Origin of the sequence: Caballeronia sp. EK (genome assembly GCF_014384845.1) — a bacterium.
Taxonomy (GTDB): Bacteria; Pseudomonadota; Gammaproteobacteria; order Burkholderiales; family Burkholderiaceae; genus Caballeronia; species Caballeronia jiangsuensis.
In genome coordinates, this window is the sequence record NZ_JACSUE010000015.1 from 22,903 (window position 1) to 45,333 (window position 22,431).

A 22,431-nucleotide genomic window follows, 5' to 3' on the forward strand; every position below is an offset into this window, starting at 1 on the left:
ATGTTTTTTTAAAAAATTCTCCAACCGAACACCGAACCCCCACACCTCAACCCGCGGGTGCCTCAACGCGGCAAAAAACGCTTACGGGGGTCGGTTTGATCGCGGGGGTCTACCGCCACGGCGTCGCTGCTGTCACCGACGACCGTTTGTTGTATCGACGACACCGTCTCGCCGATCTCGCTGATATGGACGAGCAGGCCCAAGCCACCGAGCACCGCAAGGTGGTTCAGTTCGTTGGTACTTTCTTCCTTCTCCTTCGCCACGACGCGCCGGACGGCGCCAGCGACCTTCTGGAGCTTCTGAGCAGGCTGTTCCTGATCAACGGGCGGTGCCGGCTTCAACTTCGGCTTAATCGATGTGTTCATGATGGGCAGTTGACTCCTACGCAACAAATTGACGTATATCCGTAGCGTTGGTACGATACGGAAATCTTCGTTTGGATCGTAGCACACATGAATCGTCGCCTCGGCACCCCTAGAGCCGATTTGATCGATCTGCTCACCTCTGAGGTGGGGCGGATGGTCGCACGTCGAATTGACTCCGGGCATGGCTACGACGCTGCCAAGCCCACGCGCTGGGTCCGGGACGCAGCAAAGCGCATGGTGACGCTCGTCCGTGAGATGGACCGCGACCAGTTGGAAACTTGCAACGCCGAACTGAACGTTTTTTTCCGCATGATCCCGTTCAGCGAAGCGATCCCGGTAGTCATCGAGATCGAAAGGATCTGGCCGCACCACGTCGAGACCATCCCGGAAGCGAATCGAAGACTCGAACTGGTTCGAAAGGGAGGTGAGTACGCGATGCTTTTCAGCCCCGAGAAAATTCAGAACCTGCTCGCATGCATCGCAGAGATCGAAGGGGCTCAATGATGCCAATGTCGTTGCCACCGATCGAGCCGGCCGCGTTCCATCAGTGCGTCATTGAGGCGGAGCAGAAGTACCAGGTGCCCGCTTGCATCTTGGAGGCCGTTCACCAGGTCGAGTCAAGCGGAACCCTTGAGTCGGGTCTGGTTCGCCGAAACACGAATGGCACGAGTGACTACGGTGTCACGCAGATCAACACGGTCTGGACGAACTACTTCCAAAAGAACTTTGGATTGACGTCTGCGGACTTCGCCAACAACGCTTGCCTCGCGGTGAATGGAGCCGCGTACATCATTCGGCATGAGATCAACGCTAGCGGGGACTTCTGGACTGCCGTCGGTCGATATCACAGCCGCACGCCTGACAAGCTCTACCGATATGCCGTCAAGGTTGCGACGAAAGCACAGGAATTCGGATGTCAAATCAGGTAAGCAACCGATCCTCAACGCCGCTTTTTTTCCTCGCGGCGATGCTCGTCGTCGCGGGTGCGATGGTCATGTGGCACATGAAGCACGAGGCGATTGTTCAGCGTGTGCTCGTATGGAAGGCATACGAGGTCATTCCGCTGGCTCATGTCTCAAGCGTGGCCGAAACGCTTCAAAGTCGGCTCGTGCTCTACTTTCGCTACGCGCGTGTCGTGTCGGCGAAAGAACTTTTCATGCTTGGGTGGCAGATCGGCGCGTTCTATGCGGTGATTCCCGTTGGGCTGAGCGCATGGCTCACCTGCAAGGCGCTTCAACATCCGATTCTGAAGGCAAGCCGCGTGCACACGATGCAGTCACTGCTCGAAGTGCAAAGCGAGTCGTTCTCTGCGGTGGCGCCGATTCTTTTACGCGATGGTACGGACGATAAGTCGCCCGAGTGGGCTTCCTCAGTGCATCCAGAAGAGTGGGTCGCGAAGCATGGACTGATTGTCAACGAGAAGCTCGACGTTGATCGAGTCCGCGCCCTGCTTGTGAAGCAGTTGGGAAAACCGGTCACGTCGTTCAGCAAGATGAAGGCGCACGAGAAGGCCCTGTTTGCTGTGTTCGGCCTTCGTGTGTTCTTCAAAGACACAGAAGGTTCGAAGGAGCTTGTCGATGCGCTCAATTACAGCGCGTCAAACGCCAAGTCGCGCCCGAACTATGCCCTCGCTCGCGAAGCATTCGAGAGATGCGCCGCCGCAACTCCTGCAAAGAAATGGCTGCTGAAACACCCGTATCCGCGAACCCTCTTGATGTCGATGCTGATCGAGTCGCGTCAGATGGGCGTGCTGCCGTCGGCGAGTTTCATTTGGCTCAAGCCGCAAGATCGCGGTCTCTGGTATCCGCTGAACACTGCGGGTCGCAAGGTTCCGTTCATGGAATCTGCGGGCGTATTCAATCAAATGCAGGCCGAAGAAGTGGCGTGGGATAACGAGTGCGTGCTGACTGAGCCGCATGTCGAAGACGCCATCGTTGGATTGCAAAAGTATCTCGAAGACACGGGCATCCTGGATGCCGAAGAGCAGCAGGACATTTTTAGGAACCCATATGAGAAAGTCGCCTGACAAGAGCATTCAAGACACGATCATCGTCGATCCTGACGGAACCGTGTGTACCGCTTTCGCTCGGACAGGTCACCTCGGCGGTATGACCAAGGTTCGCTACGGTGCCGGCGTTCAGGCGTCGATCGGCTCGTTCTCGGTTACGACGGCGGACAAGAGCAAGGAAGGTGAGAATGCAGCCTCAGCGCCGCACGCGCTCATCTTCGTCAGTGAGTCGGCGGGCGAAGAGAAGATCGCGATCGTCGAACGCTTCGAGTCTTTGCAAGACGCCCGTAGCGCTCTGCAAGGAGTCACGCAAGCGGTTCGGCGCTATGTGCGGAGCCGTCGGCGGCGACGCGTTGCGCGCACGGTCGGTTTGTACGCTGCCGTTCCGTTCGTCGGATTCATCGTGGCTATGTCGGCAGTGCGTTTCATGGACTCCCATCAGGCGCTGCCTGCGCTTGTCAGCGACGCGCAAGCAAACGAGAAATCGTTAAACGAGATGGCGCAGGCACTATCCGCGCAGAAGATCGCTTCAAACTTCATTGGCGCGAGCGGCGTGGCTCCGCAGTTACCGGCTGTCAGTGCGCCCTTGCCCGCATCGGAAGTGCCGCTGCCGAAGATTCATTTCGGGCAAGCGTCCGTCGAGAAAGCTCATACGCTCTACGTTTATGCCGATCCGAACTGCCCGGCCTGCAAACGCTTCGAGCCGCACCTTCAGGATTTGGCGAAAGACTATTCGGTCTACGTCTTACCGGTTCCGTTCAAAGACGGCTCGATGACGTTGGCCGACAAGATTCTTTGCTCGGCCCAACCGTCCGAAAGCTGGCGGAAGGTAATGGCACAGCCACCGGCCGACGTCCCTGCCGACGTTCTCAACACGCCGGAGTGCTCTCTTGGCTACGGTGCGATCACGATGAACGCGGAAATGTACAAGAAGCTCGATTTCAAAGTCACGCCGATGGTCGTTGACGATACCGGCTATGTGTTCCCGGAAGGTGCGACCGCGTCTGTTATCCGCGCTCACCTCGCATCCAAGTAAGTGTAGGTAACGATAAGAGAGCGATGCCGCGATGGCACAGGATTACGGGACACTCAACAATCGAGAGCTATCGCAGCGTCGCATAACGCTTGATCCACGCTCGTTTCTGGAACGGTTCGGCGCGTGGTTGCGGCATCCGCGTAACTACGCGAAATTTCAAGTTTCGATGGCGATCTTGTCGATCGTCCTCGCTGTCGTATCGCTTCCGCTCACACTGGTGATGGTGGCGATTCAAATGTGGTTTTCGTGGCAGCGCCACGAGATGCCGATGCGCTATCCCAAGCACGTTGGTGGGATCGACCCGAGCTTAGATGAGGCGAAGCCGCATCCGAAGGGCAAAGGCGAGATCATCCAGCGCAAACCAGCGAACGGCATTCTGTATCTCGGCAATCAGCGTTCTATCGACCGTGCGGAACATCTGAAAGAGCTTTGGGTGACCGACTCGGACGCTCGCACTCACGCGTTGCTGATGGGGACGACCGGCTCCGGTAAGACGGTCACGTTGTTGTCGATCTGCTTTAACGCGCTCGCATGGGGCTCGGGCTTTTTCTATTCTGACGGCAAAGCGGATTCGAGTCTCCACGCGGCCGTCTGGTCACTGTGCCGTCGGGTCTATCGAGAAGATGACTACCTCGTCCTGAACTACATGACGGGCGGTGCCGATCCCTATAAGAAGTCGAAGTCCATCGACAAGACTTCGAACGGGATGAACCCGTGGTACGAGGGATCACCGGACTTTCTCTCGCAGCTATCATCGTCGCTGCTTCCGAAAGCGAGCGGCGATGGCGCACAGTGGCAGCAGAAAGCTGTGAACATGATGGACGCGCTCATCCGTACGCTTTGCTATGAGCGAGCCGTCGGGAACATCACGCTTTCGATTGGCGTGATCCGCGAATATCTCGCGCTTCCCAACCTGGTGAAGCTGTACTTGAAGGGAAAGAAGGGTGAGATTCCGCAGTTCGCGTACCTGCCGATTAAGGCGTATCTCGAAACGGGCCTGCCGGGTTTCAAGCCCGACATGGCCGACAAGCCGGATAAGTGGGACCAGACGGTGTGGGACCAGCACGGCTATCTAACCGGCCAGTACGCACGCACGCTGTCCATGCTCATGGACACGTACGGCTACATTTTCAAGGACAAGTACTCGGAAGTGGACATGATGGATGTGCTGCTCAATCGGCGCATTCTCGTGGTCATGATTCCGACGCTGGAGAAGTCGTCTCAAGAGGCGTCCAACCTCGGCAAGCTGGTGGTGTCCAGTATTCGCCTGATGATGGCGATGAACTTGGGCCACAAGCTCGAAGGAACGTACAAGGACATCATCGACACGAAGGCTACGAAGTCGCCCGCGCCGTACATCATCACGATGGACGAGCTTGGGTACTACTTTGCCGAAGGCATTGCACTGATGTTCGCGCAGGCGCGCTCCTTGGGCTTCATGATGATCGCGGCAGGGCAGGATATTGCGGCGATGGCGAAGGGCGATAACAAGGAAGAAGTGGACTCGATGATCGCGAACACGAAAATCAAGTACACGCTCGCCTTGGAAGATCCGGACAAAACGCTCGACGTCTTCAAGAAGGTGGCGGGCCAGAGTATCGCTGTCGAGGTCGGTTCATTCGAAGGTTCGGTGAGCAACTTCGCCGCGACCAGCTACCGTCAGAACCTAACCGGCTCGATCCAGCGGCGCGATCGCATCGAGCTTCAGGAACTGAAGGCGTTGCGCGAGATGGAGGGCGTTCTGATCTTCAAGGATCAGGTTACTCGAGCGCGGTCTTTCACGTGGTTTCACTCGGCCAAGTTCTCAGCGCTGCCGTTTCGGCTGAATCGGTTCCTGCAGGTGGACCGACCGAAGCGGGAGGATCTGACGGAGAAGCTAAAGCCGATCGAGCAAACAAACGCGCGCTTCACCACCATCGACCGGATCATGAAGAAGATCCGCAGCGGTGAGCGGCCGGCGTATGTGGCGACTGTCGATCCGATTGCTGATGCGCTGCGTGAGACGTATTCGACCATCGAGACGCACAATCCGAACACGATCGCTGTCGAGCGAGGCATTGCCTACTACATGGCGGCAGTCGCCGCGATGCGCCAGCACAAGGCTGACGAATCCGGCCGTTATTGGGATCCGATTGACGTGGACCCGTCTACGCTCGATGACGACGCACCGATGATGATGGACGTTGGCGAGGGAGAGGTGCCGATGCCGGCGCCTGTCGCGAAAACGGCGTCGCTTGCGGACGGCGATCAGCGCAACCCTGTTTATCACGATCCACCGCTTCAAGAGAAGCTTGGCGACTCGTTCGAGGATCTCGTGCGTCAGTTCTCGGCAGCACCGGAAGAAGCAGCGGCTGAGTCAATCCATTCTGACTATGAGGCCGGTCCTTTCTCGCCCGCCGCGTCGCAGCCAGCAACGGCACCCCGTGAGGTCGTCGGTTTTGCAGCCGATGTGTTGGCTGAGGACGTGGAAGACGATTTGAGTATCGATGCCTTCCTCAAGAGCAAGCTCGGCGGCGACACGGCCGCGAGCGCGGCATCGTTTGAACAGGAAGTGTTCGGGCTAGCCACAAGCGATGGGCGCGCATCGGAAGTCGTTGCTCCTGCGCCCGATACGGCTTTTGTCTCGCGCGCAGAAACGCCGCAGCCCGTGAAGCCTGAATCCGCCGTCGCTGCCGCTGTGCCGGCTGAGCCAGAGGTGGTGATCGGATTCACGGACTCGACGGCCGAAACGCTCGTGAAAATCGAAACCGCGCTCGGCAGCGAAAACCCGGTCGAGTCAATGAAGAGCACGGAGGCGGAGATTTCGGCGCAATTGCGCTGGACGAAGCCGGTCGAGCACGTGGACCAAATGAGCGATCTCGATCTCGATAGTGCGTTCAGTTCGATTGAGGCCGTCATCAACCAGTCGGCAAGCAAGGTGAAGTGATGCTGTCACGCAGAGAGTTTTGCAAGGCGTTTGCCCTGTCCGCTGGTGCTGCGCCTTTTCTATCGCCGACCACATCGCGCGCTGAGGCGACGCAGCAGTCCGTGCCGACGCTGCTTTGGCTCAAGCGAGGGACGGATGAAGGGCATCTCGATTATTCGACAGAGGAAGGGTATCGAGCGGTAGCTTGGCTCATGCGCGACGTTCGCGCTGGCGTGGTTGGGAACCCGGACTGGCGACTGCTCCAACAATGGTCGTGGATGCAGGCGTGGCTCGCGTCGTACGGGCACCATGCGAGGTTCGATATCCACTCCGGGCTCCGGACAAAAGCGACGAACGATTACTGCGAGGGCGCGCGCTCGTCGTTCCACCTTCCAGACGAACGAATGGTGTTTCGAGCAGGCGACTTCAGCACGCCGGCCGCGCCGAGCGAATACATGGGCAGACTTGCGTATCTGTCGCAGCAAGGCGGTGTGGGCTTCTACCAGACTCGCGAGTTTACCCATACGGACGTGCGCGGCCGGGTGGTCGTCTGGCGCTCGCGCTGAACTTGCATGCCGTGCATGCTCACCTTTTGTCGTTGGCTTGGCATGAGAGGAAGAGGGCGAGACGGAGCGTATAGCGTAGAAACCCCCGTGTGGTAAGCGCACATGGGTGTTTTTTAGGGTGAACTGTTACCAGATGACAACGAAAATTTCGTTACGTATCGTATAGTCAGTAAGAAAAGGGCATGCGTATAATAAACGCTATACATATTGTGCGTGTGGAAAACCTATGGCATTCGCTGCTGCAACCCAAGGCGGTGTCTCCACGGGCCTGTCGGGAACTACGTTCTTCCCACAAAACCCCGTTACGACAGCCGCACCCGGCGCACTGACGGTCAGCAAGCCGGCTCTTGCCAGTCGAGTCAGAGGCTACGCCTCGCCCGACCAAGAGGAAGGTCTGATCGAGAAAATCATCGAGGCGATTCGCCGCTTCTTCGCCCGCATCTGCCGCGTATTCTTGCCGGCCTCCTCCTCCGCGAACAGAGTTTCCGACAATAGTCTGCAAAAGCCGCCGACCGATGCGTTGGGGCTAGGCGATTTGTCGCGACCAGAATCCGAGGGGATGCCGTCGGTAGCAGAGACGGACGATGAAATTTCTCTGCACGGTTTGCCAGAACCGACATTGGAGCGAATTCAGGAGACTGTGGACAAACTGATTCATTCGGTCGAGGGATCGGGTTTGTCGGACTCTGTTCGTTCAGCATTGTTCATGTCGGAAGGGGACCAACGTACGACGTTCCGCGTTCTCCTCCAACATAACCTCAGCGATACGCTGAAAATCCGCAGTGAGACAAAGGCGCTTGAAACCGATATCGAGTCGTTGATTTCGCCATACGCGAATGAACATGGGATTACCACTGCCCAGGCGACGGCCCTATTACGCGCGGACCTTGAAAGCGGTGGGACATTCATCGCAAATCGTGTGGACCCGAACTGTGAAATTCGAGGGCGGGTCGCAGAATTGCTTAGACTGAATTCCAGTCTTGCTGGATTGGCTAAAGCGCGCGGCGAGATCTGCACCAGTGCAATCGATTCGGGCGCTTACGTGCGGGAAGAACTTGGCGCACTGATCGCTCAGCAGGGGTTTGATACCGAATTCCTTTTCAAGCCGGAAGCTGCTGCCGCTGTACCTGCGAGCCAAGAGAAATCCAATGTTGTTTCTCTGTCGGAATACAAGGACGGGACCGTCGTTGGCAGTTCGCCGGCAGCTTCCTCGCAGCAAGCGATGGTGAAAGAAGCGATTCGCGAGCTTGAGAAGCAGGGCGTCATTGAACCGGACGCCGACGCAGAAAATAAGATGGTCCAAGCAGCCGCAGTTGATGATGTCCTGAGCGATGAGGCTGAATTCGAAACCGAAATGCAGGGCGACGATCTCGGCGACTTCTTGTTGAGTCGTAAAGCCTCTACACCGAAACCTAGAATATGAACAAGGTTAGCGAAAAGCGACCGCTACGCTCAGTCGATCTCGAAATATGGCGCAGTCAGCATGGGTTGACCATCAGCGCTGCATGCGAGCTTCTTGGTTTGCAACGTCAGAAATGGACTGAGCTACAGAAGAACCCATCCGAGCCACTCGACGATATGGCTGTGGGTATCCTGCTGCTGTTCTATTTGCAGCATCCGGAGACGATTCCAATCTCTCGCGTGATTGATATCAAACGGGACATGGAGTCGCTTGGCTTGAATCCGGACGATCCGTCGGATAAGAAAGAGTACGCCGTAGCGCACGGTCGCGAGCCCGCAGCAGCTTATCGCTGGCTTGGCAATCAAGGAGCGGTAGGCAAGCCCGTCGAGCGCTTGATGGAGGCAGTAAGCAGGCTAGAAACTAACTCGCCAGAAAAACGCCGCAACGCCCTTCGCAAAATTGCGACTGAAGTTGCGAACCGCCAGGGCATAAGTGATCCGTTCTCTCGTGGAACGTGGCGCAAAGAAGAGTGACGAGGAACGTTCATGGTTAAGACCAAGCGACCGGGTATCGACGTCACGGTCGTGCAGTTTTTCAAGCCGAAGAGTGTGCCGCATCGAATCGCAGTACCGTCGATCACAACGCCGCTTGTGAAGTCGATACCGGGATTCATAACGGGACTGTCCGGTCATCAACGGCTGAATGGCTTGATGTACGCGCGCCATTACGCTGATGCCAACGAACTCGAAATGATCGTCGTCGATTTGTTGGTTGGCTTCGAGCGTCCCTTGTATCCGAAGGTGATGCCGCCAGAGTCCGTCAAAGATCACGACGTGCTCAATATCATCCGCAGCAACAAGGATCTGATCGAGGTGTTGGCTGGTCACTGGCGCGAGTGGGTCATCGCAAGCGAGGGCAAGAAGGCAGAGCACAAATATGACTGGTCCCGAGCATCGGACTTCGTCGCTCGCCGGCCGGACCTGATAGCCAAGCTGCTGGAGTTGGACGAATTCAAACATGTCCAAATCGTCACGCATCCAGTTATGACGAACTTTAGCGATCAGGCTTTGACAGCAACTTCGTTGCGCGCCGGTTACCCGTTGATCGTTGAAGCGAATGCGCGCTTTCACCCCGATATCGAGGTGACGCTTTGAGTTTGTCGGCTTGGACTGGTGCCGAGCCCAACGGAGTTGGGATGTACAAGTTTTCGAGCAACGAGGTCGAGGCCCGCAACGTCCTCGCGGGTGCGTTTGAGCTTGCGGAGATACGGGTCGCCAACCTCTCGGTCGTGCCGTGGACTTCACCGGTTACGCAAGCTGCCCCGAAGGGAATCTTTCATCTATTGGTCGCGGTGACCGTGGACCGTAGAAATATGGAAAAAGCCCTCTCGATCCTCAGGTCGTACGGCCTGCTCGACGTTCGTGTGCGCTCTGAAGAAGGCACCGTCGAAGGCGCAATCATGCCGGAGTACTACTATGAGGCTCCGCCTTCGCAAGGTATGCGAATGTTTGGCTACGCGGTCCGCGTTGTGAGCACGCTCGTATTCGTTGTTGGGACTATCGCGATCGTCCGCCACTTCGCTTAGGCCGTTTCGCTAGTCTAGGCGACCGCGCAAGGACGGCGGTGTTGCTGCGATAGCGCGGGCTGTGAAGACTTCGACGCTTCAAAGAGTCGGTGCGCTGCGATAGAGTGAGTCACCATTGGATGCAGTCGGCGTTCGCGTCGCTAGAATACGGCGGAACAGAGTCGCCCGAGTAACTTCGAGATCGTCATGTTTGAGCCTGCTCGGTCTTCGCTGGCTTTGCTGAATCACGAACGGAGGCAAGGTATGGATAGCAACCTAGACCCGACGGAAACTGTTCGCGCAGACATGACCGCGCTGTTGCGCAAGATAGTACAGGCGTATCGAGCAGCGAAAACTCCCCAATCGGAGCGTGAGGTTTTACTGCAACTAGGAGCCGCGAGGGAAGCCATGCGTTTGGCCGAACCGCTCGTCGGGACTGCGCACTTTGCCGAGCTTAGCGACCTCGATGTGTCCCAGGCTGAGTTGGCTGAGCTTCTAGCGGAGTATTGGACGCATCTCATGCAGCCTGAAGAGAAGACATTCCTTGCGCGGATACAAAATTGCGCCCTGAGAGCGCAGGTCGTGGATCCAGAGGCAGGCGCGTCGCGGTTTTTCGCTCTTATGCGTGAACTCCAACGCGACAACGATCGCAAGCTCGTGTTGGTATAGCACGCAGTTGTGGAGCGTCTGTGGCGGGCGTTGGCGCGTGGATTGACTAATGATTCGCAAATTTTCCTTCTGGTGCAGTGTGCGCCCCGTAACGGCCGGGAGCCGAGAAAACTAATAGAGATGGGTGAGGCGAAACGACGTGGCAGCCGTGACGAACGAGCTTCCGCAGCGAAAGCACGAGCGCAGCATGGGATAGAGCAAATGCAGGAGTGGGCGAACAGGCCCGTTGACGAAGATCTCTTCCTGTTCTGCACAAACCTCTATACGGCAGCGGCACGCATGACGATGCCAGTAGAGAATCCCGAGGCTAGGCCAATAACTATTGAAGGGATGGGGACGTTCGCCTTCAAGGACATTCCTATGAATCGTGGAATGATGGCTGTGACTAAAGAGCTTATCGACCAAGGCGTCGATGAGCCGACTCGCACGTCAATGTGCTGGCGAGTCATGAATTTCGGCGACGTCCTCAACGAGGGCGAGCGGTTCGCTCGCTGGTTCCGTGCCGGTGACAGGCCGGGTGCAGTCTCTGTCGCAGAGGCACTCATTAGAGCGGGAGCCGTCGCGAAGATCGACTTCTCAAAAGAATCGGCAACGTTCGATATGGACGACGTGGCCCGGCATGCGGCGCAGATCGAGGCGCGGTTAGAATCCGAAGCGAACGACGGCGACGCTTCCGGGGACGAGCAGTAGAAAACCGTCCGTCGGGCGTTCTCTCCCAAGAAAAATCGGCAGGTAAGCGATCATGTCGGCAAGCTACGAGTGGACGGAGTGGCACCTGACCCCCGATGGGTGGATTCGGGGCAGCGAGAAAACGGACTTCGATCGGACCATTGTTGATCCGCCCGGCCAGCGAGTGCTGACCGTGCGATTCATTGATGAAAACAGCGGCTACAGCGCGCATCAATCGCACAGAGAAGAATGGCGCAGTAGCGACGAGGCGGCGGTTCAAGCATTCCTCGAACGATTTGGACCGGCGCCTGCGGCGTTGTGACGGCGGAGGAGGCCGACATGAAGCAGTTTCTGGTTTGCTCATCCGATCAATCGATCTCTCGATCGTTCGGGTATATCGTGGAAGCATCGACCGACAACGAAGCGCGAGAAGTCTACCTTCGTCAGGTGTACGCGAAAGATGAGGTCTTCCGCGAGGCTGTACTCGACCGAGCGATCAACGCGGCGTTCGCCGATCGCTTTTACGTGCAGACGCCGCAGGAAACGTACAGATACAACGAGACCGGACTAGCGTCGGTGACTGATGAGGTCATAGCCGACCGTGTTCGTCAGTTCTTCGCTAGCAAGCCCGACTTGGGCGAGTCCTACTTGGCTTACCTCAACGACGGCGACGAGTCGCGATTGAATGACGACTTCTTCGAATTCGCAGCGGTCCACGGCGACTTCGGAGGCGTTGATGCCCTCGAAATCGCTGCGCTTCCCAAGCTCGAAAACGTTCGATAGGCCGTGGGGACCGGCGCGACGCGGGCTATTGACGTTTGGCGTTCGATAGGGACGCGTTGCCGTGGCGAACTGCCTTATACTGTATAAATGTACAGTATTCGCTAGCCGTTCATGTCCGCTCTCCCGAAAAACATCGAAGAAATCCACCCAAGTCTGTGGAAGGGCAACCAGCTTGCGCGTAGCGTCGGCCGGACGGTGCCGACCGGGTATGACCGGCTCACACGAGAGCTTCCGGGCGGAGGGTGGCCCATTGGTGCACTAGTTGAAGTGATGTTGCAGCAGCCTGGGATAGGCGAGGTGCGTCTTTTGCAACCGGCGCTGACCTCGGTCGCGAAGCGACCCGTCGTCTTGGTGAAGCCGCCGCAGGTGCCGAACGCGGCCGGGCTGTCTTACATTGGAATTCCCGCCGACAAGCTCCTGCGGCTAGAGCCGACGAAGACGGCTGATGCACTTTGGTCAACCGAGCAGATATTGAAGGCCAACACCTGCGGCGCAGTTATTCTTTGGCAGCAACATATCCGAGCCGAATCGCTTCGACGGCTGTCACTTCACGCGCAGTCGTCCGACGTGCTGTTCTTTGTTCTCCGGCCGTTGGCTGCTGCACAAGACACGTCGCCAGCGTCCTTGCGGTTATCGTTGCGGCCGGCAGAGAACGGCGTGCGAATTGAGGTAATTAAACGTAAGGGACCGGTCGGTATCGACCCGTTCGATCTCGTGCTTAAACCGTGGCCGATCTTGCTCAGTCCATATGGGCGCAGTCGTACCGTCCGCGCGATCGAGGCGAAGTTGCAGATTCCAGCAACTGTCGAGGCGTAAGCAAGTGGGCCGCAAATTGCCACGGTTCGAGCCGATCGGCATCGACGAGAGCAGGGTGTTGTGGGTGAAGTATCGCGGCAACCAAGACATCGAGCGCATGCTGCTTGAAATTGCTCATGCACGGCAGGTTTTCGGGCACATCGAAGCATACTTCGTCTCAGTGCAGCGGGTTTGGCAAGCCCAAGACCTAGGCCAGCTCGTAGCGATGGAAAAAATTCGACTTCTGTTGATGGAGGAAAGCCTGCGAACAAAGGCGCTGGCTGGACTCATGCCGCCGCAGAAGAACGAGCCCGATGAGCCTGAAGCCGCGTTGCTAGAATGAAGTCGTGTCCCGCACTACCGTGAATCCGATTGGGCGGGCGCGCACAAGTGGGAACCAGAGACATGGAGAACGGAATGGACGCGTTTTACGCCGCCGACGAGGCTCTTAAGGAAGCGGTGCCCGGCATTGTGGAGCGGCATCGGAGCGCCGGAGTTTTGACTTGGGCACTGCTTCATAGAATCGAGTCAGAGGTTTTCTCCGAGGTTGCTGCCACGGGGAAATATAACGCCCGCATGCTCGGTATGTTGCGCGCACCGGCTGTGCTCGATTATCCGAAAAACGACCAGCCAGTGTCGTTTGAAGGGCACGACGTTGTTCCCTCAGTGTTTCGCGCGATAGACGACGCATGGCGTCGAGGCAACTGATCCGGCAGTAAGCCACGCGAGGCACGGAGGATGCGTGCGCCAGGGATTCCCCGAGCGAGGTGCCCGTGATGGCTCGTCCTCTGAACAAAACAAACTCCGACAAGCGGTCCACGGCACGCGCGAAGCCTCCGGGCGTCGCTTTACTGGCGCCGATCGAGGCGCGGGATTTGATGCTCGCGACGCTGCATCGTGCGCCATTCTCGGAGCATGGCTGGCTCTACGAACTGAAATACGATGGCTTCCGAGTCATGGTGAGGAAGGCCGGAGACCAAGTGGAGCTTGTTTCTCGGCCCGGAAACTCTTTGAATAGATCCTTCCCAGATATCGTCGCGGCGGTCGCCGAGATACCTGGCGATTTCGTGCTCGATGGCGAGTTGACGGTCGATACGCCAACCGGTCGATCGGACTTTGAGCGGCTACGGCAGCGGGCGGTGACGTCGGTCGCGTCGCGCGTTCGAGCGGCAGCGATCGAAGCTCCCGCCCGTCTTTATCTCTTCGACATCATGGCGAGCAATGGACGGGACTTGCGTGGCTTGCCACTGGTCACGCGGAAAGATCATTTGCGAGGGTGCTTCGAGGATACGAAGACGGTCATCTTCGCCAACGGGATCGTCGGGGCCGGCCATTGGGTGTTCGAGCAAGTCGAGCAGCTAGACTTGGAAGGCATGGTAGCAAAGCGCTTGCAATCGACGTATCAACGGGGGCGGTCGTCCGACTGGCGAAAGATCAAATTTTCGGGATACAGCCGGCAAGCCGCGTTAGGATGGGGGAGAGCGCGCTCTACCTCGTAACACGATCCGTATAGACCTAAGAACAATGACCCGATCGACGCCTCGCAGCCCGTGGAAGACGCGCTACTTCTTAGATACCGAATTCACGGATTTTCTCGACTGCAAATTGATTAGTCTCGCGATCGTAGGCGAGGATGGGCGCGAGTTCTACGGCGAGCGCTCCGACTTCCCGCGCGAGACGTGCAGCGAGTTCGTGCGGGCCGCAGTATTGCCGCAGCTAGGCCAATTTCCAGATCGATGCATCACCGCCTCACGGATGCGTGATGAACTGCGCGCGTGGCTCAGCGAGATACCTTTAAAGCCGACGCCTGTCCTCTGCTTCGACTATCACGGCGACCTCGACGTCATGGGCGATCTGCTCGAAGGCGTCATGCCGTGCGGGTGGAAGCAGGAACTTATCGGAAATGGCATCAGCGTAGAGCAGAGGGAAGCATATTTCCGTGAGCACGGCGGACGCCACCACGCGCTGCACGACGCGCGTGCGAATGCGTATGCCTATCTATGAAGGCGAGGGAGCGGACAGCGAAAGGCAATGCTAGGATCCAACCATCACTACGCGCAGAACATCATGCTCGAATATACGGACAAGCTCGTAAGTGTCGTTTCCGCCTGCACGTGCGACCGCTGCCAACGGCGCATGACCCCCGGCGAGCCGGAATGGGACGAGAAGGTGTCGATCTCATACAAGGCGGGCTACTATTCGACCTTCGGTGACGGACGGAAGATCGAGGTCGATCTTTGTCAGCACTGTTTCAAGGAAACCCTCGGGACGTGGGTGCGAGCGACGCCGACAGACGACGTCATCTAAACTTGCACGAACGAGAGACGTCTGTGGAAGCAAACCCAATGTCAAAACCTTCAATAACAAAAACGCCGGCATCCGACTTCGAGAACTTGGTGCGCAACGGCATCGACTTTCTCGAAAAAGCCATGTCGCAGCTTGATAGTGACCCGAAGCACTCGGTCATCAATTTCTATACTGCGGTCGAAATTTTTCTCAAGGCCCCCCTTGTTTACGAGCACTGGACGCTAGTGGTTCTTGACCGAGATATGAACCGGCAGCAATACGAGGCCGGCGATTTCCTTTCGGTATCCTTTGAAGTTGCCTGCGCACGTTTGGGGGCAACACTGTGCAACCCACTGAAGAGTGGCGCCAAAGATGCATTTGATCGGGTTCGCAAGCACCGCAATCGCATGGTTCATTTCTACCATGGCGGCATCGATGGCAAGCAGCGGGATGAGATCAAGTTGGAACAAGCACAAGCTTGGTTTGAATTGAACAGGTTCGTTACGGACACTTGGCGTGACCAGTTCAAGCCGTTCGCACATGAGTTCCGTCGCATGGAGCACAGCTTGATTGCGAATAATCACTATGCTCAGGCCAAGTACGAGCACTTGAAGCCGAAGATCGAAGGGCTGCAAAGGGGCGGACGGACATTCGAGATATGTCCACTATGCGGCACCCAAGCCTACCAGGTTGAAGAGGAAGCTCCCCGCCTGACCTACTGCCATTGCTTGGTGTGCTTCCACAACGAAAAACGGCTTCAGGTTACTTGCCCTGAGTGCGGTGACGAAGATCAATACGCTGAGCCTGATGAGGGTTTTAGCTGCACGAAGTGCGACTGCGAAATCTCGGGACAACACTCCCTCTTCGATCTGCTGGATCAGAATCAATCCCGTGGCACGAAGGACGACATTGACTCCGACACGCCTGCGAATTGCGACGAGTGTCAAAGCTACCATTCAGTCTGCGAGTTCGAAGGCGGGTACCTTTGCACAAACTGCTTCGCTTACTTCGAAGCGCTTGGCCGATGTGGCTGGTGCAATGAGTACATGACGGGTGATGATGAAGACACTTACGTGACCGGATGCGAACACTGCGAAGGGTACGCACAACACCATGCGGATGATTGATCCTCTTTGGACCGCACAGACTGGTGAGTAGCGAGAGCCGTCGCGGAGCCGTATCACTAGAAGTTGCTGGCAAGCCAAGCCTTCGCCTGCGCACCTTTTTGTAGGGGTTTGGTTAGGCAAATGGAGCAGACCGGGCGAGGCGACGCCATGCTACGGTGTGGTAGCAAATGGTAGCCTGAGCCGGTTTGCGTAGGACTGTGGGGCGCGGTACGCGCGTTTCAGTCGTCCATGATTAAAGCGTGCGCACCGGCCGTGAGAGGCATCAGCAGCAGCGGGCGTAAAGGCTGCACATCCGCAAACTATGTCTTTGGGTCACAATGCAACTGAGAGATCTTCCCGTGAACATAAAAGTCGGAACTGCGTCATGGACTGACCCGACGCTAATTGCTAGCAAGCGCTTCTATCCGCCAGGGTGCACGAGCGCGGAAGCACGTCTGCGCTTCTACGCCAGCCAGTTCCCGCTAGTGGAAGTTGATTCGAGCTACTACGCAATGCCGAGTGCGTCGAACTCCGTTTTATGGGTTGAGCGTACGCCCGAGCACTTCACTTTCAACATAAAGGCGTTCAGGCTGTTCACCGGGCATCAAACGGACCGTACAAAGCTGCCTAAGGACATACAGGCCGCGCTTCCACCTAGCGACAAGAAAAACCTGTACTACAAGGATACGCCGGGCGAAGTGCTCCAAGAGCTTTGGAGGCGATACATCGACGCGATCAAGCCGCTAAAGGATGCGGGCAAGCTTGGTGTCGTTCACTTCCAGTTCGCCCCTTGGGTCATCAACAGCACGGAAGGACGGGCACACGTTGGGCACTGCGCCGACGTGATGGAGGGCTACACGCTCGCTGCAGAGTTCCGGCACAAGTCATGGTTCTCAGAGAAGGGCCGCGTGAGCACGCTAGCCATGGAACGCGAGCGCGGATTCGTCAACGTTGTGGTCGATGAGCCGAACACGTCGGCTAATTCGATACCGGCCGTGTGGGAGGTGACGAACCCCAAGCTCGCTCTCATTCGCCTGCATGGGCGCAATCACGAGACATGGAACATCAAAGGCGCGACGGCCGCGTCGTCGAGGTTTAACTACGACTACAGCGACGAAGAGCTTGGTGAGCTTGCCGGGCGGATCATAGAGCTTAATAAATCCGTCGAACTAACGCACGTTGTCTTTAACAACAATATGGAAGATCAGGGGCAGCGGAATGCCAAAAGCTTGATAGCGATTATCGGGGGTAGCGCAATAGGTCCGGGTTCTCCCAAAACGTTGTAGCTTCGGCCGGTAGGCACGAGGTGCTTTATCCGCAAGATTTGGCCTAAAATTCCTGCCAGGATGAAACAAAAGCCGCGGTGGTTCCAGCGACGCGCTCAACTCGAAAACAATAAAACACTTGGACAGCATTCTCGACTCAAATGGCCTCTTCTGGTGGGGGCATGAAGAAATTCCCGAAGGGCTTATCGCACCACCAAGCTCGGTCGCTGGGCGACTGACCATTGACGGATCTGGGGTGTCGCGCCTAGACCTCGTAGGTCTACTTACACCCGTGGTCGAAGCTCAGGTAGCTTTGTTCCGTCAAGGCCAACCGTTGGACCAAAGCCTGACCATCTTCGGGACACTGAGCGCCGGCAAGGGGACCGTAGTGCTCGGTCGCCTGCGGAGGAATGGATCGACGATGGCCTCTATGGGTCTATCGGTTGAAGGCTTCATAGCGCTGGATTGCCTACTCGATAAGAACACAATGCGGCCCGTGGGAGGGAAACGATTCCATAGCCTGACCGTTGACGTATCAAATTTGGGGGAGTGGTTCTACAAGGACGCAATACACCTTACTCCTCGGCGGGGGGCTTATAGACTTGACGTCAAGGCTCCTCCCGAAGTGACGTACAAACTTGAAGGCAAGCACATTACGGTGTTTCACCGTGCGAGCCCGTCGCATGAAGGTGCGTACCCGAGAAGCTATAGATCACTTGAGATCAAGCAGTACACGTATCTGAAAGTGAGGTCCGTTAAAACGCTTAGCTTGGAAGAGCACCGCGAAGAGATGCAACTGATCGAGGATCTGTTCATACTGTTGACCGGTCATCGCGTATATGTGCCGTGGCCATCTTTGCGAGGTCGGGGTAAGGTATGTACGTACTATTATGGACGGACGTCGGAGATCGTGGAGCCGGTAAGACTAATGGAATGTTGGACGTCGTGGGGCATGGTGCAGCAATCGTTCGGCAATCTCTATGATGGATTGCGACGGGGCATTGACGATTGGGGGCCCGGACTGTATTTGTATTTAGGAACTCGTAGAGCGACCAAGCTTTTCACGGAAAACAGGTTCATGAACTTGGTATGGGGATTAGAGTCTTTGCATCGCAAGACTCAGGCTAACAAGACACCCGATACCACCAGGCTTTCTGCAAAGATCGAACGTATCCTCGCGCAGATTGAACAACCTAAAGATAAGAAGTGGCTCGCCAACAAGCTGAAAAATGCAGGCGAACCGTCTCTGGAAGAACGGCTTTTTGAGCTTTTCGAGGAGCTTCCGTTGGAGGTTGACCGTGATGCGCTCCGCGCATTCAGCAAGCAATGTGCGGACAGAAGAAACGACATTTCCCACTTCGGCGGAGATCGACACGGCTCATATTCGGAGTTCAGTACTCGTCTTAACGTGTTAACGAGGCTTGTTATCGATCTGTACCATGCGCTCTTGCTCCAGCGCATCGGTCTGGACCCGTCTGTCGTGAAGAGGCGGTTCTATGGTGGACCAAACAGCTATGGATACGGGCGGCTCTTTCACGAACTCGGGCTAACTAGCTCGATGGAAAAGCGGGGCGGTGGACGACGGCCGGATGGCCGGAAAACCTGAGTCGGCGGCCCGTGTTCTCCGCTGGAGGCGGGAACTGTGTTTCAGACATGGTTGTTGATTCAACCGCTCTTAACGTCGCCAAGTGCCTTGTAGCCAAAAATGAGCAACCCGACGATCCCGATCAGGACCATTTGCACGCCGATTGGGCCACCGTAAGCCAAGGTCAGCCCGCCAAGCAAGGCGATGGCGGCGCTTGTTACCAGGCCAAAGATCATTTGACGTTTGTTCATGCTTTTCTCCAAATTGGATGCCATTCTAGTTTTACAAGGGATGGGTTGTTTGTGCGGAACCTTTCACTCGCCTGGCCCATAGCAAGGTCAGCATGACGTGCAGCGCCGTCCCTCGTACGTAGCCGGGGGGTGCCGGTTGCGGACAGTGACACCTGATGTAGGCGGCGATCGCGCCGATGACTATCGTGCCGAGGCTGCTCATTAGGCGCGCGTCCTATGCCCACTTTTCCGGGTCTGCGGCTGCTTCCCAAAGTTCGGGCGGCACAACCGTATGCAAGCCAAGCTGCTTCGCCGTCTCAATCGGCAGGCGCACGACGAGATCGGCGCCTTCGCCGGTGGAGGTGCGAAGTTCTTCGATCTTGACGCCTTTGAATTCGAGATAAACGACACCGTTTTCGAACAGTTCTTCGTAGAGACGCCAGCCCGGTTTGCCGTCGGCCGGGTCCGTCACCGCTAATGTTCCCTTCGTGCCCATGGTTCCCTCTAGAAGCGGTCGTTAAAAATTGCTGTCGAGCCAAGCCTTCGCCCACGCGAAGCCTCGGTCGTGCGCGGCATCCTCGGTGTCGAAATATCCGATATCGAAGAAGTGGAAGATCTGTCCTTCGTCTTCGTCTTCCCATGGACCCCGTTCGACTTCCACCCACGTGTGCCAGTGGAAACCCTTTTTCTCCGGGTGCGAGTCGATTGTCCACTCGCGGTATTCGATTTTCATTTGTGTCGGCGGCTTGGTGCGGTCGAAAAGATGTATTCGCTACCGGGTGGTGCGCTATGCTAGCGGACGCTAGCATGTGGTAGCAAAAGATGGTGCGGACACGGCTTAGTCTTTAGGGCGCTTCGAGGCCGCGCCGTCTCGTGTCGATCGGGGCTTGCTACCGGTCCGTTATTTCCGAAAGGGTCGCGCCGCTCGGATCTCGTCGGCCGTCCACGTCGGGTTGTCCGGGTCTGCCGCGATGCCGCGTTGGATTGCCGCATCCTCTTCAGCGGTGTTGCGCATGACCCGTTGCTTTGAGCCGTCGCTGTGTTCCCGCGCGCGACGAAACTGCTCGTCGGTCCACTCCGGGTTGTCCGGATCGGCAGCAATGCCGCGTTGGATGGCTGCTTCCTCTTCGTCCGTGGGACGAATCGCTCGCGTCGGACCGCTCTTGGTCGAATCCTGCATTGTCTTCTTAGACCTCCCTTGGCTGATGTGTGTGGGTTGACATCGTGGCTTCATAGCGCAGTGTCCCCACTTTCCGCGAGCGCCCCGGTACTGTCAACAGACGGCGAGACACCACGTTGGACAGGGGTCGCCCCGGCATCGCGAACCGCTTACGCAACGGTCAGATGGCCATTTTCTTGACTGGCAAGCAAAAACTTGCGAACATGCTGTCAGTTGCGTATCGTACGTAGGATACGGAACAACGGGATTTAAATAGATGGAAAATACTCTTTCTCCTGCTGGTGCTGGCGGCGACGAGCAGACGGAAGCCATGGCAATGACGCCGCTCGGCAAGCTGCTCGTGGTTCTCGTGTTGCTCGGCGGTGGCTTCTCGGCGTGGAAGTTCGGGCCGACCGCTATGCATGCTTGGTCGGAACCGCCGACTGCCGCCCGGACGCACGCGGAACACGGCGCGGTGCCACTGCGAGCGCCCGCGCAATCGCAGGCCGTGCCTGCGGCTGAGATGTCCCAAGCGACAAAACCGGCGCAGCCGTCGGCGGAACCGTCGCCAGACCAAGCGAAGCGCGATCGCCTCATGCAGGTCGCCGTCGCAGGCCGGGCAGTCGCTGAGCAAAACCGTCAGCGCATCGCTGAACTCGAATCCACGATCCAAGACTTGGACGACAAGCTCGGCGCGCTTCAGGCGCGCAAATCGTCCTCACACGCGGCTCGCGAGGAAGCAGCGACTGCACTGAAGGCGGTACACGCGACCGCTGCGGCAGTGAAAGAAGCCGCCACCGTCGATATTGGCGCATTGCCCGTCGAGACGGTGAGCGCGCGTTCGATCGGCATCACAGCTTTGACGAAGGGCGCGGTTTCGCTCGCTGGCGGGCAACAAGTCACCGTCGGCCAGGCACTGCGTACCGGTGAGACGGTGGTTGCAGTGGACCCGAAAAGCCACGCCATCGTCACCAATCACCGCATCATCAACGTATCAAACTGAGTCCAACATGGCACAGCAAAGCCTTATTACCCGCGTGGCTCTCAACTTGGGCTTGGTAAAGCGCGCGCCAGCAGTGCGCATGCAGTCGGTCAACGACACACCGCCTCCGCCACGTCAGGCAGCAGCGCCGGCCGCAACGGTTCGCCGCGTATCGGCGTCGATAGCGCCGCCGCAACGGTCGGTTGTCACCGCGCCCGCGCACGCCGAGCGCGCCGATATCGCCGCAGCGCACGGCACGCATCCTGTGACCGAAATGCAACCGACCACCTCGAATGGCGCGCGCGCCGTGTCGGGAACTGGCGCGGCCGTGTCGCGCGCGAGCGAAACAGATATCCATACCGTGCTGCCGCACGGCGCGACCTTCACCGGTGACATGGTGATGGCCGAAAGCTTCCTGCTTAAGTGCATGGTCACGGGCAATGTGACGCTCGAAGGGGACGCGCAAATGGTGATGACCGACACCGGCCGCATTCTCGGCACGCTACGAGCGAGCGTCGCGGTCGTAGGTGGGCAGGTTGATGGCGACGTTTTCGTAGACCGCTTGATCGTACGCGGAACCGGCACGATCAATGGAAACGTGCACTATTCGTCGATCGCGATGGAAGAGGGGGCGCAAGTCAATGGTCAACTGACGTACGTCGTTCCCAACGTTGTTGGCTCTGCCAACGGCGAGGCTCATCCCGAGCTTCAGCATGCGACTCACGCGGACATTCAGGCGTTGCGCGCTGTGCCTGCGCCCGTGGAGCGCGCTGCGTGACCGGCAAACGGTTGAACTTAAGACCCGGCCTCGTAGCCGGGTTTGTCGTTTGGGCGATCGCATGCAGCGCGCTCGCCGCGATGCCGGTTCCCCACACGATGTTCATCTGCGAGCACATCGAGTCGTTTTTTCAAAGCTCGCCCGATGATGAGTTGATAAAGCGCGCTAAGACGCAGCTTGCGGGCGTGCTCTGGATTTCAGGGCTTGGTGTGGCTTCTCTTTCCATGGCTGCGGTTCGCGGCATCAGAAGGGCGCGAGGTTCCCGACCGGCGCGCTGA

31 protein-coding genes are annotated in these 22,431 nt (G+C 57.5%); 26 read left to right on the top strand and 5 right to left on the bottom strand.

All coding sequences use genetic code 11. The features are described 5' to 3' along the window. Positions 1–62 precede the first annotated feature (62 nt). The gene (locus IAG25_RS32530) at positions 63–365 is read right to left on the bottom strand and encodes a hypothetical protein (protein WP_187608529.1); all 303 of its coding nucleotides are present in this window, start codon (positions 363–365) and stop codon (positions 63–65) included. A gap of 87 nt (positions 366–452) precedes the next feature. On the opposite strand from IAG25_RS32530, the gene IAG25_RS32535 reads away from it, so the two are divergent. The 23 genes from IAG25_RS32535 to IAG25_RS32645 all read left to right on the top strand — a co-directional run bounded on the left by IAG25_RS32535 (position 453) and on the right by IAG25_RS32645 (position 19,025). Next, positions 453–869: a hypothetical protein gene (locus IAG25_RS32535; protein WP_187608530.1), complete on the top strand. Its 417-nt coding sequence runs from the start codon at positions 453–455 to the stop codon at positions 867–869. Then, positions 866–1,294, top strand: coding sequence for a lytic transglycosylase domain-containing protein (locus IAG25_RS32540; RefSeq protein ID WP_187608531.1), 429 nt, complete (start codon positions 866–868; stop codon positions 1,292–1,294). The genes IAG25_RS32535 and IAG25_RS32540 overlap by 4 nt, the downstream gene beginning before the upstream one ends. After that, positions 1,279–2,391 carry a secretion/conjugation apparatus DotM-related subunit gene (locus IAG25_RS32545; protein ID WP_187608532.1) on the top strand — a complete coding sequence of 371 codons (1,113 nt, stop codon included), beginning with the start codon at positions 1,279–1,281 and terminating at the stop codon, positions 2,389–2,391. The genes IAG25_RS32540 and IAG25_RS32545 overlap by 16 nt, the downstream gene beginning before the upstream one ends. Then, complete coding sequence (locus IAG25_RS32550; protein ID WP_187608533.1) at positions 2,375–3,409, top strand: thioredoxin fold domain-containing protein; 1,035 nt, start codon at positions 2,375–2,377, stop codon at positions 3,407–3,409. Before IAG25_RS32545 ends, IAG25_RS32550 begins: the two co-directional genes overlap by 17 nt. 31 nt (positions 3,410–3,440) lie before the next feature. Further along, positions 3,441–6,335 carry a hypothetical protein gene (locus tag IAG25_RS32555; protein ID WP_187608534.1) on the top strand — a complete coding sequence of 965 codons (2,895 nt, stop codon included), beginning with the start codon at positions 3,441–3,443 and terminating at the stop codon, positions 6,333–6,335. After that, the gene (locus IAG25_RS32560) at positions 6,335–6,880 is read left to right on the top strand and encodes a YcbK family protein (RefSeq protein WP_222946749.1); all 546 of its coding nucleotides are present in this window, start codon (positions 6,335–6,337) and stop codon (positions 6,878–6,880) included. Before IAG25_RS32555 ends, IAG25_RS32560 begins: the two co-directional genes overlap by 1 nt. 226 nt (positions 6,881–7,106) lie before the next feature. Beyond that, positions 7,107–8,303: a hypothetical protein gene (locus IAG25_RS32565; protein WP_187608536.1), complete on the top strand. Its 1,197-nt coding sequence runs from the start codon at positions 7,107–7,109 to the stop codon at positions 8,301–8,303. Then, positions 8,300–8,815: a hypothetical protein gene (locus IAG25_RS32570; protein ID WP_187608537.1), complete on the top strand. Its 516-nt coding sequence runs from the start codon at positions 8,300–8,302 to the stop codon at positions 8,813–8,815. The genes IAG25_RS32565 and IAG25_RS32570 overlap by 4 nt, the downstream gene beginning before the upstream one ends. 12 nt (positions 8,816–8,827) lie before the next feature. After that, complete coding sequence (locus tag IAG25_RS32575) at positions 8,828–9,436, top strand: hypothetical protein (protein WP_187608538.1); 609 nt, start codon at positions 8,828–8,830, stop codon at positions 9,434–9,436. Positions 9,437–9,477: 41 nt separating this feature from the next. After that, entirely contained in the window at positions 9,478–9,867 is a 390-nt protein-coding gene (locus tag IAG25_RS32580; RefSeq protein ID WP_187608539.1) for a hypothetical protein, read from the top strand. 186 nt (positions 9,868–10,053) lie between these two features. After that, complete coding sequence (locus tag IAG25_RS32585; RefSeq protein ID WP_222946750.1) at positions 10,054–10,515, top strand: hypothetical protein; 462 nt, start codon at positions 10,054–10,056, stop codon at positions 10,513–10,515. Between the two features lie 201 nt (positions 10,516–10,716). Next, positions 10,717–11,205, top strand: coding sequence for a hypothetical protein (locus IAG25_RS32590; RefSeq protein WP_222946751.1), 489 nt, complete (start codon positions 10,717–10,719; stop codon positions 11,203–11,205). A gap of 52 nt (positions 11,206–11,257) precedes the next feature. Continuing rightward, on the top strand, positions 11,258–11,506 hold the full coding sequence (locus IAG25_RS32595; protein WP_187608542.1) for a hypothetical protein: 249 nt from the start codon (positions 11,258–11,260) through the stop codon (positions 11,504–11,506). A 17-nt stretch (positions 11,507–11,523) separates the two neighbouring features. Continuing rightward, positions 11,524–11,967 (top strand): hypothetical protein, encoded by a 444-nt coding sequence (locus tag IAG25_RS32600; RefSeq protein WP_187608543.1) that lies wholly within the window; start codon positions 11,524–11,526, stop codon positions 11,965–11,967. A 111-nt stretch (positions 11,968–12,078) separates the two neighbouring features. Further along, positions 12,079–12,783 carry a translesion DNA synthesis-associated protein ImuA gene (gene imuA / locus IAG25_RS32605; protein ID WP_187608544.1) on the top strand — a complete coding sequence of 235 codons (705 nt, stop codon included), beginning with the start codon at positions 12,079–12,081 and terminating at the stop codon, positions 12,781–12,783. Between the two features lie 4 nt (positions 12,784–12,787). Continuing rightward, entirely contained in the window at positions 12,788–13,105 is a 318-nt protein-coding gene (locus IAG25_RS32610) for a hypothetical protein (RefSeq protein WP_187608545.1), read from the top strand. A 74-nt stretch (positions 13,106–13,179) separates the two neighbouring features. Then, positions 13,180–13,470: a DUF2471 family protein gene (locus IAG25_RS32615; RefSeq protein WP_187608546.1), complete on the top strand. Its 291-nt coding sequence runs from the start codon at positions 13,180–13,182 to the stop codon at positions 13,468–13,470. Between the two features lie 68 nt (positions 13,471–13,538). Next, complete coding sequence (locus IAG25_RS32620; protein ID WP_255504109.1) at positions 13,539–14,261, top strand: ATP-dependent DNA ligase; 723 nt, start codon at positions 13,539–13,541, stop codon at positions 14,259–14,261. A 25-nt stretch (positions 14,262–14,286) separates the two neighbouring features. After that, positions 14,287–14,766, top strand: coding sequence for a 3'-5' exoribonuclease (locus IAG25_RS32625; protein ID WP_187608547.1), 480 nt, complete (start codon positions 14,287–14,289; stop codon positions 14,764–14,766). 27 nt (positions 14,767–14,793) lie between these two features. Next, entirely contained in the window at positions 14,794–15,069 is a 276-nt protein-coding gene (locus IAG25_RS32630) for a hypothetical protein (protein WP_255504110.1), read from the top strand. Positions 15,070–15,107: 38 nt separating this feature from the next. Next, entirely contained in the window at positions 15,108–16,175 is a 1,068-nt protein-coding gene (locus IAG25_RS32635) for a hypothetical protein (RefSeq protein ID WP_187608548.1), read from the top strand. Between the two features lie 338 nt (positions 16,176–16,513). Continuing rightward, positions 16,514–17,440: a DUF72 domain-containing protein gene (locus IAG25_RS32640; RefSeq protein WP_187608549.1), complete on the top strand. Its 927-nt coding sequence runs from the start codon at positions 16,514–16,516 to the stop codon at positions 17,438–17,440. Positions 17,441–17,558: 118 nt separating this feature from the next. Further along, positions 17,559–19,025 (top strand): ApeA N-terminal domain 1-containing protein, encoded by a 1,467-nt coding sequence (locus IAG25_RS32645; RefSeq protein WP_187608550.1) that lies wholly within the window; start codon positions 17,559–17,561, stop codon positions 19,023–19,025. A gap of 59 nt (positions 19,026–19,084) precedes the next feature. Here IAG25_RS32645 and IAG25_RS32650 read toward each other — a convergent pair whose 3' ends face one another. The 4 genes from IAG25_RS32650 to IAG25_RS32665 form a co-directional block, all read right to left on the bottom strand. Next, the gene (locus IAG25_RS32650; RefSeq protein WP_187608551.1) at positions 19,085–19,255 is read right to left on the bottom strand and encodes a hypothetical protein; all 171 of its coding nucleotides are present in this window, start codon (positions 19,253–19,255) and stop codon (positions 19,085–19,087) included. Positions 19,256–19,469: 214 nt separating this feature from the next. After that, complete coding sequence (locus IAG25_RS32655) at positions 19,470–19,730, bottom strand: hypothetical protein (protein WP_187608552.1); 261 nt, start codon at positions 19,728–19,730, stop codon at positions 19,470–19,472. A gap of 21 nt (positions 19,731–19,751) precedes the next feature. After that, positions 19,752–19,967: a hypothetical protein gene (locus tag IAG25_RS32660; protein ID WP_187608553.1), complete on the bottom strand. Its 216-nt coding sequence runs from the start codon at positions 19,965–19,967 to the stop codon at positions 19,752–19,754. Positions 19,968–20,135: 168 nt separating this feature from the next. After that, positions 20,136–20,414: a hypothetical protein gene (locus tag IAG25_RS32665; protein ID WP_187608678.1), complete on the bottom strand. Its 279-nt coding sequence runs from the start codon at positions 20,412–20,414 to the stop codon at positions 20,136–20,138. A gap of 256 nt (positions 20,415–20,670) precedes the next feature. Here IAG25_RS32665 and IAG25_RS32670 point away from each other — a divergent pair, with 256 nt between their 5' ends. From IAG25_RS32670 to IAG25_RS32680, 3 genes are read left to right on the top strand one after another with little or no spacing between them, the layout of a single operon-like run. After that, the gene (locus IAG25_RS32670; protein WP_187608554.1) at positions 20,671–21,396 is read left to right on the top strand and encodes a hypothetical protein; all 726 of its coding nucleotides are present in this window, start codon (positions 20,671–20,673) and stop codon (positions 21,394–21,396) included. A 7-nt stretch (positions 21,397–21,403) separates the two neighbouring features. Beyond that, entirely contained in the window at positions 21,404–22,153 is a 750-nt protein-coding gene (locus IAG25_RS32675; RefSeq protein WP_187608555.1) for a bactofilin family protein, read from the top strand. Further along, positions 22,150–22,431 carry a hypothetical protein gene (locus tag IAG25_RS32680; RefSeq protein WP_187608556.1) on the top strand — a complete coding sequence of 94 codons (282 nt, stop codon included), beginning with the start codon at positions 22,150–22,152 and terminating at the stop codon, positions 22,429–22,431. Before IAG25_RS32675 ends, IAG25_RS32680 begins: the two co-directional genes overlap by 4 nt.

Coding starts and splice junctions, on each gene's coding strand:
- IAG25_RS32530 (WP_187608529.1), bottom strand. CDS start 365: ATGAACACATCGATTAAGCCGAAGTTGAAGCCGGCACCGCCCGTTGAT.
- IAG25_RS32535 (WP_187608530.1), top strand. CDS start 453: ATGAATCGTCGCCTCGGCACCCCTAGAGCCGATTTGATCGATCTGCTC.
- IAG25_RS32540 (WP_187608531.1), top strand. CDS start 866: ATGATGCCAATGTCGTTGCCACCGATCGAGCCGGCCGCGTTCCATCAG.
- IAG25_RS32545 (WP_187608532.1), top strand. CDS start 1,279: ATGTCAAATCAGGTAAGCAACCGATCCTCAACGCCGCTTTTTTTCCTC.
- IAG25_RS32550 (WP_187608533.1), top strand. CDS start 2,375: ATGAGAAAGTCGCCTGACAAGAGCATTCAAGACACGATCATCGTCGAT.
- IAG25_RS32555 (WP_187608534.1), top strand. CDS start 3,441: ATGGCACAGGATTACGGGACACTCAACAATCGAGAGCTATCGCAGCGT.
- IAG25_RS32560 (WP_222946749.1), top strand. CDS start 6,335: ATGCTGTCACGCAGAGAGTTTTGCAAGGCGTTTGCCCTGTCCGCTGGT.
- IAG25_RS32565 (WP_187608536.1), top strand. CDS start 7,107: ATGGCATTCGCTGCTGCAACCCAAGGCGGTGTCTCCACGGGCCTGTCG.
- IAG25_RS32570 (WP_187608537.1), top strand. CDS start 8,300: ATGAACAAGGTTAGCGAAAAGCGACCGCTACGCTCAGTCGATCTCGAA.
- IAG25_RS32575 (WP_187608538.1), top strand. CDS start 8,828: ATGGTTAAGACCAAGCGACCGGGTATCGACGTCACGGTCGTGCAGTTT.
- IAG25_RS32580 (WP_187608539.1), top strand. CDS start 9,478: ATGTACAAGTTTTCGAGCAACGAGGTCGAGGCCCGCAACGTCCTCGCG.
- IAG25_RS32585 (WP_222946750.1), top strand. CDS start 10,054: ATGTTTGAGCCTGCTCGGTCTTCGCTGGCTTTGCTGAATCACGAACGG.
- IAG25_RS32590 (WP_222946751.1), top strand. CDS start 10,717: ATGCAGGAGTGGGCGAACAGGCCCGTTGACGAAGATCTCTTCCTGTTC.
- IAG25_RS32595 (WP_187608542.1), top strand. CDS start 11,258: ATGTCGGCAAGCTACGAGTGGACGGAGTGGCACCTGACCCCCGATGGG.
- IAG25_RS32600 (WP_187608543.1), top strand. CDS start 11,524: ATGAAGCAGTTTCTGGTTTGCTCATCCGATCAATCGATCTCTCGATCG.
- imuA (WP_187608544.1), top strand. CDS start 12,079: ATGTCCGCTCTCCCGAAAAACATCGAAGAAATCCACCCAAGTCTGTGG.
- IAG25_RS32615 (WP_187608546.1), top strand. CDS start 13,180: ATGGACGCGTTTTACGCCGCCGACGAGGCTCTTAAGGAAGCGGTGCCC.
- IAG25_RS32620 (WP_255504109.1), top strand. CDS start 13,539: ATGGCTCGTCCTCTGAACAAAACAAACTCCGACAAGCGGTCCACGGCA.
- IAG25_RS32625 (WP_187608547.1), top strand. CDS start 14,287: ATGACCCGATCGACGCCTCGCAGCCCGTGGAAGACGCGCTACTTCTTA.
- IAG25_RS32630 (WP_255504110.1), top strand. CDS start 14,794: ATGCTAGGATCCAACCATCACTACGCGCAGAACATCATGCTCGAATAT.
- IAG25_RS32635 (WP_187608548.1), top strand. CDS start 15,108: ATGTCAAAACCTTCAATAACAAAAACGCCGGCATCCGACTTCGAGAAC.
- IAG25_RS32650 (WP_187608551.1), bottom strand. CDS start 19,255: ATGAACAAACGTCAAATGATCTTTGGCCTGGTAACAAGCGCCGCCATC.
- IAG25_RS32655 (WP_187608552.1), bottom strand. CDS start 19,730: ATGGGCACGAAGGGAACATTAGCGGTGACGGACCCGGCCGACGGCAAA.
- IAG25_RS32660 (WP_187608553.1), bottom strand. CDS start 19,967: ATGAAAATCGAATACCGCGAGTGGACAATCGACTCGCACCCGGAGAAA.
- IAG25_RS32665 (WP_187608678.1), bottom strand. CDS start 20,414: ATGCAGGATTCGACCAAGAGCGGTCCGACGCGAGCGATTCGTCCCACG.
- IAG25_RS32670 (WP_187608554.1), top strand. CDS start 20,671: ATGGAAAATACTCTTTCTCCTGCTGGTGCTGGCGGCGACGAGCAGACG.
- IAG25_RS32675 (WP_187608555.1), top strand. CDS start 21,404: ATGGCACAGCAAAGCCTTATTACCCGCGTGGCTCTCAACTTGGGCTTG.